The following is a 14,804-nucleotide window of genomic DNA, read 5'->3' as shown; positions in this document are numbered from 1 at the left end:
CGCCGGGTGCGTTCGCCTAGGCGGCGGCCCGGGCCAGCCGGCGCGTCACGGAATTCTTCCGGGCGGTCCGCAGCATGTCCGCGGTCAGCAGCAGCAGTGCGAGCCAGACGACGCCGAACCCGATCCAGCGCTCCGGGGTCATGGCTTCCTTGAAGACCACCAGGGCCACGATGAACTGCAGCACCGGGGCGAAGTACTGCAGCAGCCCGATGGTGGTCATCGGCAGCCGCCGGGCGGACGCGCCGAAGAACAGCAGCGGAACGGCCGTGATGACGCCGGAGGCGACGAGTAGCCAGAAGTGTCCTGCGCCCTGGGTGGTCAGGGACGCGGCCCCGGTGGTGGCGAGGACAATCATGGTGACGCCGGCGAGCGGGGAGAGCACGATGGTCTCCACGGAGAGGCTGGTGATCGCATCCGCCCGAGGTCCCACCCGTTTCTTCACGAAGCCGTAGAGCCCAAAGCTGAAGGCCAGGGTCAGGGCGATCCACGGCAGCTTGCCGTAGGAGTAGGTCAGGACACCGACGGCGACGAAGCCGATCCCGACGGCGGCCCACTGCAGCGGGCGGAGCTTCTCCTTCAGCACAAAGACGCCCAGCAGCACCGAAACGAGCGGGTTGATGAAGTAGCCCAGCGACGTCTCGACGGCCTGGCCCGTGGTCACGCCGTACGTGTAGGTCAGCCAGTTCACGGCGATAAGGCCGGCCGCCAGGCCGAGCGGGCCGATCACGGTCCGGTTCCGGAACGCGGCCCCGATCACCCGCCAGGTGCGGGTTACGGTGATCAGCAGGACGCAGAAGAGCAGGGACCACACCACACGGTTGGCCACGATTTCGACGGCGCTGGCCGGCTGCAGCACAAAGAAGTACAGCGGAAGCAGGCCCCACAAACCGTAAGCGCCGATCCCGAACAGGATTCCCGTCGTCGTGTCCTTGTCCACGGCCTTCAGCTCCGACACCGTCGCGGACGAGCTGCCCGCGACGGGGGCGGCTCCCGGGGCGGGAGCGGCGTCGGCCGGGGACGTCAAGGCTGCGGAAACGGGGGAGCCGTCGGAGATAGACACAAGACCAATAACACCACCCTCCGGGCGGCTATTCCTGCCGCCGGGCACGGCACGGCGCGGGGACATTTAGAATAGGGGACTGTGCGCTGTTACTTCCGGCGCACCCGCTATGACTCAGAAGGGCTCCTGGTGTCCAACACGGCCGAATCTCCGTCCAAACGTCCCCTCCGCGTCGCGATCGTCGGCGCAGGACCGGCCGGTGTCTACGCCGCTGACATCCTGACCAAGTCCAACGAGGTCAAGGACGGCGACTTCGAAGTCAGCATCGACCTGTTCGAGGCCTACCCCGCGCCCTACGGCCTCATCCGCTACGGCGTGGCGCCGGACCACCCCCGCATCAAGGGCATCGTCAATGCCCTGCACAAGGTCCTGGACCGCGGCGACATCCGCTTCCTCGGCAACGTCACGTACGGGCGGGACCTGACCCTGCACGATTTCCGCGCCTTCTACGACGCCGTGATTTTCTCCACCGGCGCCATCAAGGACGCGGACCTGGACATCCCCGGCGTCGATCTTGAGGGCTCCTTCGGCGGCGCCGACTTTGTCTCCTGGTACGACGGCCACCCGGACGTCTCCCGGGACTGGCCGCTGGAGGCCAAGGAAATCGCCGTGATCGGCAACGGCAACGTGGCCCTCGACGTCGCCCGGATGCTGGTCAAGCACGCGGACGACCTGCTGGTCACCGAGATCCCGGACAACGTGTACCGCGCCCTCAAGGATTCGCCGGTCACGGACGTCCACGTCTTCGGCCGCCGCGGGCCGGCGCAGGTGAAGTTCACCCCACTGGAACTGCGCGAACTCAGCCACGCCAACGACGTCGACATCGTGCTCTACCCGGAGGACTTCGAGTTTGACGAAGCCTCCGACGAGGCAATCCGCACCAACAACCAGATCAAGACCATGGTCAACACCCTGGGCAACTGGCTGGTCGAGGAACACGCCGAGGCCGAAGAGCCGTCGTCCCGCCGGCTGCACCTGCACTTCCTGCACAACCCGGTGGAAATCCACGACGACGCCGCGCACCCCGGCGCCGTCACCGGCATCAAGTTTGAGCGGATGCAGCTGGACGGCACGGGCAACGTCAAGGGCACCGGCGAGTTCGTCGACTATCCGGTCCAGGCCGTCTACCGGGCCATCGGGTACCACGGGTCCCCGCTGGACGAACTGGCCTACGACGCCCGGCGCGGTGTCATCCCCAACGAGGGCGGCCGGGTGCTGGACGCCGACGGCAACACCGTGCCCGGCATCTACGCCACCGGCTGGATCAAGCGCGGCCCCGTGGGGCTGATCGGCCACACCAAGGGCGACGCCCTCGAGACCATCGGCTTCCTGCTTGAGGACCGGCTGACCCTTCCGCCGGCGCAGAACCCGGACCCGCAGGCCATCATCGACCTGCTCGACGAACGCGGCATCCAGTACACCACCTGGGAAGGCTGGAACAAGCTGGACGCGCACGAGCTCGCCCTCGGCGCGGCCTGGACCGCGCCCGAAGGGGTCGACGGCGTCGTCCGCGAACGCATCAAGGTTGTGCCGCGGGACGAGATGATCCGGATCTCCCGGGACTGAGCCTCCCTGCCGCGGCGCATCCTGCCGCTCGACTCGCAAATCCCCTGGCGCACCGGGTATTACCGCGTCGAGGGGTAATTTGCGCGTCGAGGGGCGTGAGGCGCGTCGACGGGTACCCCGCGGATCCTCTGGCGGGGGCCCGAATCGCCCCGTAGACTCGGGGGACGGCGCCGCCTCCCGTGCGCCGTCGTGCGCAGAACGCGGTGCGCAGCCGAGGGTGCCCTTCAGGTGGGAGTTCAATGAAGAATCCGGTCGAGCAGGCAGCCCTGCGCGGTTCCGGCAACGGAGTCAGCCCGGAACTGCGCCAGAAGCAGGCCCGCGCCGGCCATGAGCACCTGGAATCCCTCGGCCTGGGCGGGGAACCGCTCCCCGGGCTCCGCAGCCTGATCCGCGAATCCTGGCAACGCTCCGCCCGGCTGCACGCCAACCCGGACAATCCCGAAGCCCCGCTGGCCATGGACCGCGAGGAACTTGAGGAATACCGCCGGCAGCATCCGCTGGCCGCAATCATGCCCGTCATCCACAAGCTCCTCGTTCTGCCCAGCCATGACAGCGGGATGCTCGTGGCTGTGGGGGACGAGGTGGGCCGGCTGCTCTGGGTCGAGGGCGACCCGGCAATGCAGCGCCGCGCCGAAGGGATGATGTTCGTCCCCGGTGCCGACTGGTCCGAGGCCACTGTGGGAACCAGCGCCCCCGGCACCGCGCTGGCCCTGGGCCGCGGCATCCAGATCGCCGGCGCCGAACACTACAAGCGCTCCGTGCACCCGTGGAGCTGCACCGCCGTGCCCTTCCACGATCCCGACTCCGGCGCGCTGCTCGGCGTCGTCGACATCACGGGCACCGAATCCGCCGTCGCGCCGCACACCCTGTCCCTCGTTGAGGCGACCGTCGCCGCGGCCCAGGCGCACCTGCGGGTGGAGCGGCTCCAGCTCGCTGCCGCCCGGCAGGCCGCACCGGGCCGGCGCCGGACCCCCGGGACCGCGGCGGCCCCCGCGGGTGCCGAACGGCGGACCGGCCGGCCCGCTCCCGGCAGCCTCTACCGGAACAGCCTGCAACTGCTCGGCCGCGACCAGGCGCTGCTCAGTATCGACGGGCGCACCGTGACACTCTCCGCACGGCACAGCGAGATCCTGGCGCTGCTCAGCACCCACCCGGACGGCCTGACCGCGGAGGAGCTCAGCGCCCTGCTCTACCCGCGTGACGGTTCCACCATGACCCTGCGTGCCGAGATGGTGCGGCTGCGGAAGGTCCTGCAGCAACTCACCCCCGACGCCGTCCCGGAGTCCCGCCCTTACCGGCTGCCGCTGGACCTGGTCCCGGATTCCGGCCAGGTCCTCAGCTGCCTGCAGCGCGGCGCGCACCGGATCGCGCTCGAGATTTACCGGGGCTCCGTCCTGCCGCGCTCCGAGGCGCCGGGGATCACCGCGCTCCGCCACCGGGTCTCGTCCCTGCTGCGGGAGGCCGTGCTCACCGACGGCAGCGCCGAGTCGCTGCTGAAGTACGCCGAGCTTCCGGAAGCCGGGGACGACGTCGAGGTCAGGACTGCCGCGCTGAAGCTGCTGCCGCCGCGCTCACCCAAGCGGGCCGCCGTCGTCGCGGACCTCGAACGGCTCGAAGCCGAACTCAGCGCCTGACCACGAGGTCACCCACGCGGCCCCGCGCCCGCACCGAAGGGTCCGTGCCGGGGGTCTGCCGGGCGGCGTGATCCGGCTCACAGGGTTGCAACCTTCTTGCAACCCCGGCGCTCCTAGGCTGGTGCCAGCGGCGGCCGCAGGACACCTGTGCCGCTCCCGCCACCCATCTTGCACAGCAAAGGAGCTCGCAATGACCGTCTACGCACAGCCCGGTACCGATGGTTCGAAGGTCACCTTCAAGGACCGCTACGAGAACTGGATCGGCGGCGAATGGGTCGCCCCGGTCAAGGGCCAATACTTCGAAAACATCACCCCGGTGACCGGCAAGGCCTTCTGCGAGGTGGCCCGCGGCACCGCAGAGGACATCGAACTCGCGCTTGACGCCGCGCACAAGGTGGCGCCCTCGTGGGGCAGAACCTCCGTCGCCGAGCGCGCAGCCATCCTGAACAAGATCGCCGACCGGATCGACGAGAACACCGAGATGCTCGCCGTCGCCGAGTCCTGGGACAACGGCAAACCGATCCGCGAAACCYTSAACGCCGACATCCCGCTCGCCGCCGACCACTTCCGGTACTTCGCGTCGGCCGTCCGCGCCCAGGAGGGCCGGCTCTCCCAGCTCGACGACGACACCACCGCCTACCACTACCACGAGCCGCTCGGCGTCGTCGGCCAGATCATCCCGTGGAACTTCCCCATCCTGATGGCCGTCTGGAAGCTGGCTCCGGCGCTGGCCGCCGGTAACGCCGTCGTCCTCAAACCCGCCGAGCAGACACCGTCCTCCATCCTGGTGCTGATGGAACTGATCAGCGACCTGCTGCCCGCCGGCGTGGTCAACGTGGTCAACGGCTTCGGCGTGGAGGCCGGGAAGCCGCTCGCATCCAGCCCCCGGATCCGCAAGATCGCCTTCACCGGCGAGACCACCACCGGCCGCCTGATCAGCCAGTACGCGTCCCAGAACCTGATTCCGGTCACCCTGGAGCTCGGCGGCAAGAGCCCCAACATCTTCTTCAACGACGTCGCCGACACCAACGACGCCTTCTACGACAAAGCCCTGGAAGGCTTCACGCTCTTCGCCTTCAACCAGGGTGAAGTCTGCACGTGCCCGTCCCGCGCCCTGGTCCAGGAAGGCATCTACGACTCCTTCATGGCCGACGCGCTGGCCCGCACCCAGAAGATCATCCAGGGCAACCCGCTGGACACCGCCACCCAGCTCGGCGCCCAAGCCTCCAACGACCAGCTCGAGAAGATCCTCTCCTACATCGACATCGGMCAGCAGGAGGGCGCCAAGGCSCTGACCGGCGGCGCCCGCGCCGAGCTSTCCGGCGACCTGGCGGGCGGCTACTACGTCCAGCCCACCATTTTCGAAGGCCACAACAAGATGCGGATCTTCCAGGAGGAGATCTTCGGCCCGGTGGTCTCGGTGACCCGCTTCAGCGACTACAACGACGCCATGGGCATCGCCAACGACACCCTCTACGGCCTCGGCGCCGGCGTCTGGTCCCGCAACGGCAACGTCGCATACCGTGCCGGCCGCGAAATCCAGGCGGGCCGGGTGTGGGTCAACAACTACCACGCCTACCCGGCCGGGGCCGCGTTCGGCGGGTACAAGTCCTCCGGCATCGGCCGCGAGAACCACGCCATGATGCTGGACCACTACCAGCAGACCAAGAACCTCCTGGTCAGCTACAACGAGAACAAGCTCGGCTTCTTCTAAACCCGCGCGGCCCGCGCAGCGGGGCGGACCGGACAGGTCCGCCCCGCCGCGCAGGTCCCCGTTCCTCTTCTGATCCGCCACCCGCCAAACCCGGCGCCACCCCCATTTCCAGGAGCAGCCACGATGACCCAAAGCAGGCTCGACGCCGCCGTGACGCAGCCCGGCGAGGACTTTTCCCGGGTGGCCCTTACCCCCGAGGCCGTGGAGCTGCTGCGCAAACTCTGGCTCCAGCACGGCCCGCTGATGTTCCACCAGTCCGGCGGATGCTGCGACGGGTCGTCCCCCATGTGCTACCCGGCGGGGGAGTTCCTCACCGGCGACTCGGACGTGCTCCTGGGCCTGTTCGATATTTCGGACGGGCTCCAGCCCCAGCCGCTGGAGTTCTGGATGTCCAAGGAGCAGTTCAACTACTGGAGCCACACGCACTTGACGGTGGACGTCGTGACCGGCCGCGGCAGTGGTTTCTCCGTGGAAGCGCCCGAGGGAAAGCGCTTCCTGATCCGTTCGACCCTGATGGACTGGCCCGCCTAGCCGCCCCGGTCCGCGTTCGGCGCCGGCCCGGCGTCTCACATAGTGGGATAAAAGCGGCCGTCCAGTGGATGGACACTATCCTTAATAGGTCTGTTTCCCCACCAGCTACCGAAATTTTGGACTTCCTATGAACCTTTTCCGGACCAAATCCATCGAGCAGTCGATTGCGGACGCCGATGAGCCCGGACGCAAGTTGAAGCGCTCGCTCAGTACTTGGGACCTGATGATCATGGGCGTCGCCGTTGCTGTCGGCGCCGGTATCTTCTCGGTCGGGGCCAAGGCTGCCGCCAACTTCGCCGGCCCGGCTGTCACCATTTCCTTCGCGATCGCCGCTGTCACCTGCGCCCTCGCCATCATGTGCTACGCCGAATTCGCCACGGCCATCCCGGTGGCGGGCTCGGCCTACGTCTTTACCTACGCCACCATGGGCGAGGTCCTCGCCTGGATTATCGGCTGGAACCTGATCCTGGAGCTCTTCACCGCGGCCGCCGTGATCGCCAAGTACTGGGGCATCTACCTCAGCAAGGTCTTCGCGCTGATGGGCCTGGACGTTCCGCCGTCGATCTCAGTGGGCGGCGTGGACCTGTTCTGGGGCGCCTTCCTCATTGTCGCCGTGTTTACCGTGCTGCTGGTGCTGGGGACAAAGCTGTCCGCCCGCGTCGGCAACGTGTTCACGCTGATCAAGATCGCCGTGGTGCTCTTCGTGATCGTCGTCGGCTTCAGCTACGTGAAGTTCGAGAACTACACCCCGTTCGTCCCCGCCTCCGAGCCCACCGGCGGCACCGGAGCCACCGACGTGCTMAAGCAGTCCTTCTTCGGCTTTCTCACCGGCGCCGCCCCCGCGCAGTACGGAACCCTGGGCATCTTCGCCGGCGCAGCGCTGGTGTTCTTCGCCTTCATCGGCTTCGACGTCGTCGCGACCTCCGCAGAGGAAGTCAAGAACCCGCAGAAGACCCTGCCGCGCGGCATCTTCGGCGGCCTGGCGATCGTCACCGTGCTCTACATCCTGGTCTCGCTCGCCCTGACCGGCATGGTCTCCTACACCAAGCTGGCCGAGGCGAAGAACCCCACGCTGACCACCGCGTTCGAAGCTGTGGGCAACACCGACGCCGCCAAGGTCATCGCCTTCGGCTCCCTTGTGGGCCTCACGACGGTGATCATGGTGCTGCTCATGGGCCTCTCCCGTGTGGTGATGGCCATGAGTCGCGACGGCCTGCTGCCCCGGTCCCTTTCGAAGACCAGCACCATCCGGGCGACGCCGGCACGCCTCCAGATCATCTGCGGCGCCGCCGTGGCCCTGGTGGCCGGTCTCACCAACGTGGACCTGCTCGAGGAAATGATCAACATCGGCACGCTCTCCGCGTTCGTGATGGTCAGCCTCGGCATCCTGGTCCTCCGCCGGAAGCGCCCGGACCTGAAGCCCGCGTTCCGGGTGCCGTTCGGCAAGGTGCTGCCCGTGGTCTCGGCCGTGCTGTGCCTGTACCTGATGACCAACCTGGCCGTCGAAACCTGGATCTTCTTCGCCATCTGGCTGGTGATCGGCATTGTGATCTACTTCGCCTACGGCAAGCGGCACTCCCGCCTCAACGAGAAGTTTGCGGAGGCAAAGACGGCCGTCAACAGCCCGGACCACCAGGTCACGGACCACACCGGGCCGGCCGCCGCCACCGAGGACGAGGACTCCTTCACCCGCTCCTGAGCCGGTGCAGACGGCCGCGCATCAGCGTCCGCCCGAATTGACAACGCCGGGGCCGCACAAATCCGCTGGAAACTCCGGCGGGTCCGTGCCGCCCCGGCGTTTGTCGTCCCGGGCATCGGGGCCCCGGCGTAACCGTCAGGGGGCGGCGTAGCGGCCTTCCCACTCCACCAGCGGGCGCAGGTCCTCCCAGCGCCTGGCCACCTCCTCCACGGCGCCTGGGCCGGCCAGCCAGCCGGGCTGGCCAAGGTTCACACCGGCCGTGAGGGACTTGTGCTTCAGCAACTCCGCCCGGGGATGGTCTTTCGCGAAGCCCCGCGGCACGGTCTTGAGTTGCTCGCCCTCGACCTCGTAGCCGGCGTCGGCGACCTTGGCCACGATCGCCTGGAGGGCCTCCCCGCTGGCGGGAGCGTCCACAGCGCCGCGGAAGCGTGCCACCTGGGCCGGCGTGGACGTGTGGCATCCGCCGCCGACCAGGAGCCCGTCGGCGCTGAGCTGGAGGTAGAAACCCACGCCCTCGTCCAGCGCCGCGAAGGCGCCCTGCGCGGTCTTGTACGGCGATTTGTCCGCCGAGAACCGCACATCCCGGTTGGGCCGGAAGAGCTTTGCCGGGCCAAAACGCGGCTCCAGCTCGGCCAGCAGCAGGGTCAGCGGTTCCTTCACGGCGGCGTCGTACACAGGCTTGTGCTCCAGCCACCAGTCGCGGTTGTTGTTCTCTTCGAGGTCGGCGTAAAACCGGAAGGCGTCCGCCGGAATGCCTGTAAATGCGCTCATGGTCAAATCCTACGGAGCCGCCGTCCGCGGAGGCGAGCAGAATCCCCGGCCATGTGGATAACGCCAAACGCCCCGCCACGGAGTCCGTGGCGGGGCGTTTGTTGTGGCGGTGATTAGACCTTGTTGGCGGCCTCGGCGTCGGACTCCACCTGGCCGGCACCCAGGTTGGCGCGCAGCTTGGCGCCGAGTTCGGCGTCGACGTTGGTCCAGTACTGGATGGCACGTTCCCGGATGGCCGCGCTCTTGACGCCGCTCACCGCACCGGTGATGGTGTCCAGCAGGCGGGCCTTGGCGCCGTCGTCGTACACCTCGCGGTACAGCGTGCCGGCCTGGCCGAAGTCGCTGTCCTCAGCGTGCAGGGAGTGCGCGGAGAGCGTCAGCTCGCCGTCGTGCTCCCAGCCGCCGGCCGGGGACTGCGGCTCCACGGCAGCGGGGCCGCCGAAGGAGTTCGGGGCGTACACCGGCACGGAGGGGGCGTTGAAGTGGTACCGGCCGGCGCCGTCCTGGCTGTAGTTGTTGACCTGGCTCTTGGGCAGGTTCACCGGCAGCTGGGCGTGGTTGGTGCCCACGCGGTAGCGGTGCGCGTCGGCGTAGGAGAAGATGCGGGCCTGCAGCATCTTGTCCGGGGAGGCGGCGATGCCCGGCACGAAGTTCGACGGCGCGAAGGTGGCCTGCTCGATCTGCGCGAAGTAGTTCTCCGGGTTCTTGTTCAGCTCCATGGTGCCGACCTTGATCAGCGGGTAGTCGCTGTGCGGCCACACCTTGGTGAGGTCGAACGGGTTGAAGCGGTAGGTCTTGGCGTCCTCGTACGGCATGACCTGGACGTGCAGGTCCCAGGAGGGGAAGTTGCCGGCGGCGATGTTCTCCTGCAGGTCGCGGATGTAGAAGTCCGCGTCCGAGCCGGCCAGTGCCTCGGCGTCGTCGCCGCTCATGGACTTCACGCCCTGGTTGGACTTGAAGTGGTACTTGACCCAGAAGCGCTCGCCCGCGGCGTTGATCCACTGGTAGGTGTGCGAGCCGTAGCCCTGCATTTCACGCCAGGAAGCCGGCAGGCCGCGGTCGCCCATGAGCCAGGTGACCTGGTGGGCGGACTCGGGGGAGAGGGTCCAGAAGTCCCACTGCATGTCGGCATCGCGCAGGTGCGTGCCCGGAAGGCGCTTCTGCGAGTGGATGAAGTCCGGGAACTTGATGCCGTCGCGGATGAAGAACACCGGGGTGTTGTTGCCGACGAGGTCGTAGTTGCCCTCAGTGGTGTAGAACTTCACGGCGAACCCGCGGGGGTCGCGCCAGGTGTCGGGGGAGCCGTTTTCGCCGGCGACGGAGGAGAAGCGGATGAGCATGTCCGTCTCGGTGCCCGGCTGGAACAGGGCGGCCTTGGTGTAGCGGGAAACGTCGTCGGTGGTCTTGAAGATACCGAACGCGCCGCCGCCCTTGGCGTGCACCACACGCTCCGGCACGCGCTCGCGGTTGAACTGGGCGAGCTTCTCCACGAGGTAGTGGTCGGTCAGGATGATCGCGCCGTCGGCGCCGACGGACTGCGAGTGCGCGTCGGAGGTGACAGGGGCACCGGCTTGGGTCGTGGATACTGCGGGCGCAGAGATGTTCTGAGTCATCATTCTCCTATTTCGGGTTCTAACTTAGTTACGGTCGGCGGAAAGTGTTTGGGTGCGCTGGCAGTCCTCGCAAATGCCCTGGTACAGGACATCCGCAATCTGGATGGTCATCGGCTTGGAACCGGCATCCCAGTGCGGGGTGAGGCACGGCGCATGGCCGACGGCGCAGTCCACGTCCTCGACGCGGCCGCAGCTGATGCAGACGGCGTGGTGGTGGTTGTCGCCCACCCGCGTCTCATAGAGGGCCGGGGAGTGCGGCGGCTCGAAGCGGCGCAGCATCTGCAGCCCGGTCAGGTCGCCGAGGACGACGTACACCGACTGGGCGGTCAGTTCCGGCAGCTCCTCGCGGGCGGCGGCGAGGATGGCGTCCGCCGGCGAATGCGGATGGCGTGCGACGGCGGCCAGCACGGCCAGCCGCTGTTTGGTCACGCGGCGGCCGTGGGCGCGCAGGGCCGTGGCCCATGCCTCGCTGCTGTCCGCGGAATCCGTCATGGCCCCATTCAAACACTTATTCTTAGTTGTTCACAATAAGGGCGCGCTTATTTCGGCCGGGCGTCCCACTAGAGTTGCCGGGTGGGGAAATTCTTGGCGGACATCACGCCGTTACGCGAAAGTCCGGCGTTCCGCCGCCTCTGGCTGGGATCAGCCGCTTCCGCCCTGGGCAGCCAGCTCACCCTCGTGGCCGTGAGCCTGGAGGTCTACCGGCTCACCCAGGACAGCCTCTACGTGGGCCTGCTGAGCATCTTCGCCCTGGTTCCGCTGGTGATTGGCGGGCTGCTGGGCGGGTCCATCGCGGATGCCCACGACCGGCGCAAGGTGGCCCTGCTCGCCTCCGCCGTCCTGTGGCTCACCACCGTCGGGCTCGCGCTGCAGGCCTGGCTGCACCTGGGCAACGTCTGGCTGCTGTACGCCCTGGTCGCGGTGCAGAGCGGTGCGCAGGCAATCAACCAGCCGGCCCGCAGCGCCATTATCCCGGTCCTGGTCCGCAAGGAACTCCTGCCCGCAGCCAACGCCCTGAGCATGATGATCTTCGGCCTGACCATGACCGCCGGTCCGCTGCTGGCCGGCGTGCTGGTCGCCACGGTCGGGTTCGCCTGGACCTACACCATCGACGTGGCCAGCTTCGCCTTCGTGGTCTGGGCCCTGCTGAAGCTGCCGCCGATGCCGCCGGGGCGGGAGTCGCACCGGGCCGGCCTGCGCTCCGTGGTGGAGGGCTTCCGATTCCTGGGCACCCGCCCCAACCTGCGGATGACGTTTGTGATCGACCTGGTGGCGATGATCCTCGCCCAGCCCCGCGCGCTGCTGCCTGCCATCGGCGCCCTGATGATCGGCGGCGGCGAGGCCACGGTCGGTGTGCTGCTCGCCTCGACCGCCGTCGGCGCCTTCCTTGCCGGGCTCTTCTCCGGGCCCCTCGGGGGAGTCCGTGCGCAGGGCGCGGCCGTGGTCTGGTCCGTGATGGGCTGGGGCGCCTCGATCGCGGGGCTGGGGCTCGTCGTCGTACTGGCGGGCCGCTCCGGGGCCGGCGGTGTGACCCTGTGGCTGGTCCCCGCCGCGGTGTGCTGCGCGCTGGCCGGCATCGCCGACTCCGTCAGCGCCGTTTTCCGCACCACCATCCTGCAGTCGGCCACGCCGGACCACCTCCGCGGCCGGCTGCAGGGCGTCTTTGTGGTGGTGGTTGCGGGCGGTCCCCGGATCGGCGACATGCTGGCCGGCGGTGCGACTAAGCTCCTCAGTGAGGGCTGGGTGCTGCTGGCCGGCGGCTTGCTGTGTGCCGTGGTGGCCTGGCTTGTGGCCCGCTGGCAGTCCGGCTTCCTGAAGTATGACGCGCGGAACCCGGTTCCGTAGCGGTTCGTTTCCTAGGTGGGTGCTCCGCGCGGACACCCGACCGCAGCACGGCTTGGGAGGATCAGTGCACAACCATCACAACGGACTGAAGACGGCGGCCCTGTTCGGCGTGCTCTGGGCGGTGCTGCTGGGCCTCGGGGCGTTGATCGCGACGGGCATGCGGAGTTCGGCGCCCATCTGGATCATGGCGCTGATCGGCGTGGGCACCACCGCCTACGGGTACTGGAACAGTGACAAGATCGCCATCCGGTCCATGCAGGCCTATCCGGTGACGGAGGCCGAGGAGCCCCAGCTGCACCAGATGGTCCGGGAACTTTCGGCCCGCGCCAACCAGCCCATGCCCCGGATCTTCATCTCCCCGACCATGGCGCCGAACGCCTTCGCCACGGGCCGGAATCCGCAGAATGCCGCGGTGTGCTGCACCCAGGGCATCCTGCAGCTGCTGGACGCCCGCGAGCTCCGCGGCGTCCTCGGCCACGAGCTGATGCACGTCTACAACCGGGACATCCTCACCTCGTCGGTGGCCGCCGCCGTCGCCGGCGTGATCACCTCGGTTGGCCAGATGCTGCTGTTCTTCGGCGGCGGCGACCGCCGGAACGCCAACCCGATCGCGCTGCTGGCCATGGCCCTCCTTGCGCCGTTTGCCGCGTCGCTGATCCAGATGGCCATCTCCCGGACCCGGGAGTACGACGCCGACGAGGACGGTTCCGCGCTGACCGGCGATCCGCTGGCGCTCGCCTCCGCCCTTCGCAAGATCGAGCAGGGCGTGCAGCTCGCGCCGCTGCCGCAGGACCAGCGCCTGGTGAACGCCTCGCACCTGATGATCGCCAACCCGTTCCGCGGCGGCGGCCTGGCCCGGATGTTCTCCACCCACCCGCCCATGGGGGAGCGGATCAGCCGGCTCGAGGGGATGGCCGGGCGTCCGCTGGGGTAGGCCTCAGGTTGATCTCGGCCCGCCGGCACCTGCGGACGCGCCCCGTGGCCGCCGACGCGCCTTCTGTCCCGCGACGCAGAAAAAGGCTGGCGCTACCGGAATACCGGTAGCGCCAGCCTTTTTGCGCGTCGAGGGGTACGGACCCTAGCTGCGGAAGTTCACGAACTGCAGGTCGGCCTCGTCAAAGTTCTTCAGGAGCGCCATGGTCTCCTGGAGGTCGTCGCGGGACTTGGACGTCACCCGCAGCTCGTCGCCCTGGATCTGGGACTTGACCGACTTCGGGCCCTCGTCGCGGATCAGCTTGTTGATCTTCTTCGCCAGGTCCTGCGCGATGCCTTCCTTGATGGTGGCTTCGAGGCGGAACTCCTTGCCGGAGGGGAAGGGCTCGCCGGTGTCGAGGGACTTCAGCGAGATGCCGCGGCGGATGAGCTTGGACTGCAGCACGTCAAGCACGGCCAGCACCCGCTCCTCGGAGTTGGCCTTCATCAGGATCTTCTCGCCGCTGAAGTCGACCTCGGCGCCGACGCCCTTGAAGTCGTAACGCTGCGCGAGTTCCTTCTGCGCCTGGTTCAGCGCGTTGGCGACCTCCTGCTTGTCGACCTTGCTGACGACGTCGAATGTGGATTCGCCTGCCATGACTGTCCTCCTGATGGTTGGTGGGGCACCCTGCCGAAGGGCGGTGTTTTCTGCATTCCAGCCTAGTACGGATGGCGGGGAAGCGGGTGTGCGGGCGGGCGGCCGTTTCTTCACAGTCGGCTCATAGCTGAACCAAAGTGGGAACGAAGCTTCGTTCGGCAGAGTTGTACGAGTCGTAGAAGCCGCTCGAAAGGCAACGCACATGCACCGCAAGGCCGTCCAGTACGTCACCAGCACCACCGCCGCCGCCGCGGGTTCCCTGACGACGGCGGTGACGACCGTGGCCGCTGCGGCGGTGGCGGCCTCCATCATCCTGAGCCCGGCCGCGGCTGCATCTTCCCGTATGGACGGCGTGCAGGCCGACCTGGCCCGGGCCGTGCAGCTGAACCAGATCACGCCCGAGCAGGCGGCCAAGTTCGAGGCCAAACTGGCCGGCCGCATCCTCGGCGAAGCCTGATATTCCGGGCCGGGACGGGCCCCGCGGCGCCGATTCGATTCTTCGGCGGAAGTTCTGTAAAGTTGTCTTGCCCGCGGTTGCTGGAAGCGGAACGGACTGGAAACAGACGCTCCAATGACGGAAGCCGCGAGTGATCTTCTTTTGAAGTTCGGCAGATTACCCGAGCGGCCAAAGGGGGCTGACTGTAAATCAGCTGGCAACGCCTACGGGGGTTCGAATCCCTCATCTGCCACCCTTGGAAAAGCCTCCGGAACCACACGGTTCCGGAGGCTTTTTCTTTGCCTGACGGCGGCCCAGGGGTCCGACGGCGGCAGGCAGCTGCCCGGCGCCCGCCTCGAAGGGCA

Annotated in this window: 13 protein-coding genes and 1 tRNA gene; 9 read left to right on the top strand and 5 right to left on the bottom strand. The window is 67.9% G+C overall.

Features of this window, described 5'->3' with window-relative positions:
* Positions 1-16: 16 nt before the first annotated feature.
* A complete protein-coding gene (rarD, locus tag AC1DBE_RS11125; protein ID WP_476970588.1) occupies positions 17-1,054 on the bottom strand; it encodes an EamA family transporter RarD in 1,038 nt (345 codons plus the stop codon).
* Positions 1,055-1,189: 135 nt separating this feature from the next.
* Between rarD and AC1DBE_RS11120 the strand changes: the two genes are divergently transcribed.
* The 5 genes from AC1DBE_RS11120 to AC1DBE_RS11100 all read left to right on the top strand — a co-directional run bounded on the left by AC1DBE_RS11120 (position 1,190) and on the right by AC1DBE_RS11100 (position 8,204).
* On the top strand, positions 1,190-2,626 hold the full coding sequence (locus tag AC1DBE_RS11120) for an FAD-dependent oxidoreductase (protein WP_476878746.1): 1,437 nt from the start codon (positions 1,190-1,192) through the stop codon (positions 2,624-2,626).
* 239 nt (positions 2,627-2,865) lie between these two features.
* Positions 2,866-4,260, top strand: coding sequence for a helix-turn-helix domain-containing protein (locus AC1DBE_RS11115; RefSeq protein ID WP_476970550.1), 1,395 nt, complete (start codon positions 2,866-2,868; stop codon positions 4,258-4,260).
* A 190-nt stretch (positions 4,261-4,450) separates the two neighbouring features.
* Entirely contained in the window at positions 4,451-5,974 is a 1,524-nt protein-coding gene (exaC, locus tag AC1DBE_RS11110; protein ID WP_476970549.1) for an acetaldehyde dehydrogenase ExaC, read from the top strand.
* 123 nt (positions 5,975-6,097) lie between these two features.
* A complete protein-coding gene (locus tag AC1DBE_RS11105) occupies positions 6,098-6,505 on the top strand; it encodes a DUF779 domain-containing protein (protein ID WP_476903129.1) in 408 nt (135 codons plus the stop codon).
* A gap of 127 nt (positions 6,506-6,632) precedes the next feature.
* Positions 6,633-8,204, top strand: a complete 1,572-nt coding sequence (locus AC1DBE_RS11100) for an APC family permease (protein ID WP_476970548.1) — start codon at positions 6,633-6,635, stop codon at positions 8,202-8,204.
* Positions 8,205-8,339: 135 nt separating this feature from the next.
* Here the strand turns inward: AC1DBE_RS11100 and AC1DBE_RS11095 are convergent, their stop codons facing one another.
* The 3 genes from AC1DBE_RS11095 to AC1DBE_RS11085 form a co-directional block, all read right to left on the bottom strand.
* Complete coding sequence (locus AC1DBE_RS11095) at positions 8,340-8,975, bottom strand: DUF2461 domain-containing protein (protein WP_476970547.1); 636 nt, start codon at positions 8,973-8,975, stop codon at positions 8,340-8,342.
* A gap of 113 nt (positions 8,976-9,088) precedes the next feature.
* Positions 9,089-10,588: a catalase gene (locus AC1DBE_RS11090; protein WP_476970546.1), complete on the bottom strand. Its 1,500-nt coding sequence runs from the start codon at positions 10,586-10,588 to the stop codon at positions 9,089-9,091.
* A gap of 24 nt (positions 10,589-10,612) precedes the next feature.
* Entirely contained in the window at positions 10,613-11,080 is a 468-nt protein-coding gene (locus AC1DBE_RS11085) for a Fur family transcriptional regulator (protein ID WP_476970545.1), read from the bottom strand.
* A gap of 81 nt (positions 11,081-11,161) precedes the next feature.
* Between AC1DBE_RS11085 and AC1DBE_RS11080 the strand changes: the two genes are divergently transcribed.
* The gene (locus AC1DBE_RS11080; RefSeq protein WP_476970544.1) at positions 11,162-12,433 is read left to right on the top strand and encodes an MFS transporter; all 1,272 of its coding nucleotides are present in this window, start codon (positions 11,162-11,164) and stop codon (positions 12,431-12,433) included.
* Positions 12,434-12,497: 64 nt separating this feature from the next.
* On the top strand, positions 12,498-13,367 hold the full coding sequence (gene htpX, locus AC1DBE_RS11075) for a zinc metalloprotease HtpX (protein WP_476970543.1): 870 nt from the start codon (positions 12,498-12,500) through the stop codon (positions 13,365-13,367).
* A gap of 144 nt (positions 13,368-13,511) precedes the next feature.
* On the opposite strand, the gene AC1DBE_RS11070 is transcribed toward htpX, so the two are convergent.
* Entirely contained in the window at positions 13,512-14,003 is a 492-nt protein-coding gene (locus tag AC1DBE_RS11070) for a YajQ family cyclic di-GMP-binding protein (RefSeq protein ID WP_476880277.1), read from the bottom strand.
* A 202-nt stretch (positions 14,004-14,205) separates the two neighbouring features.
* On the opposite strand from AC1DBE_RS11070, the gene AC1DBE_RS11065 reads away from it, so the two are divergent.
* Together AC1DBE_RS11065 and AC1DBE_RS11060 are read left to right on the top strand one after the other, a co-directional pair.
* Entirely contained in the window at positions 14,206-14,460 is a 255-nt protein-coding gene (locus AC1DBE_RS11065) for a hypothetical protein (RefSeq protein WP_476970542.1), read from the top strand.
* Positions 14,461-14,610: 150 nt separating this feature from the next.
* Positions 14,611-14,692: transfer RNA gene (locus AC1DBE_RS11060), tRNA-Tyr, on the top strand.
* Positions 14,693-14,804 lie beyond the last annotated feature (112 nt).

This window comes from Arthrobacter sp. 10T416, assembly GCF_056394165.1.
Note: the sequence above shows the minus strand (reverse complement) of the source record. Positions and strands in the feature narration are given on the sequence as shown.

Bases quoted from the DNA above. Each gene is read 5' to 3' on its own strand.
- AC1DBE_RS11105 (WP_476903129.1), top strand. From the start codon at position 6,098: ATGACCCAAAGCAGGCTCGACGCCGCCGTGACGCAGCCCGGCGAGGAC.
- AC1DBE_RS11095 (WP_476970547.1), bottom strand. From the start codon at position 8,975: ATGAGCGCATTTACAGGCATTCCGGCGGACGCCTTCCGGTTTTACGCC.
- AC1DBE_RS11065 (WP_476970542.1), top strand. From the start codon at position 14,206: ATGCACCGCAAGGCCGTCCAGTACGTCACCAGCACCACCGCCGCCGCC.
- AC1DBE_RS11085 (WP_476970545.1), bottom strand. From the start codon at position 11,080: ATGACGGATTCCGCGGACAGCAGCGAGGCATGGGCCACGGCCCTGCGC.
- AC1DBE_RS11090 (WP_476970546.1), bottom strand. From the start codon at position 10,588: ATGACTCAGAACATCTCTGCGCCCGCAGTATCCACGACCCAAGCCGGT.
- AC1DBE_RS11070 (WP_476880277.1), bottom strand. From the start codon at position 14,003: ATGGCAGGCGAATCCACATTCGACGTCGTCAGCAAGGTCGACAAGCAG.
- AC1DBE_RS11115 (WP_476970550.1), top strand. From the start codon at position 2,866: ATGAAGAATCCGGTCGAGCAGGCAGCCCTGCGCGGTTCCGGCAACGGA.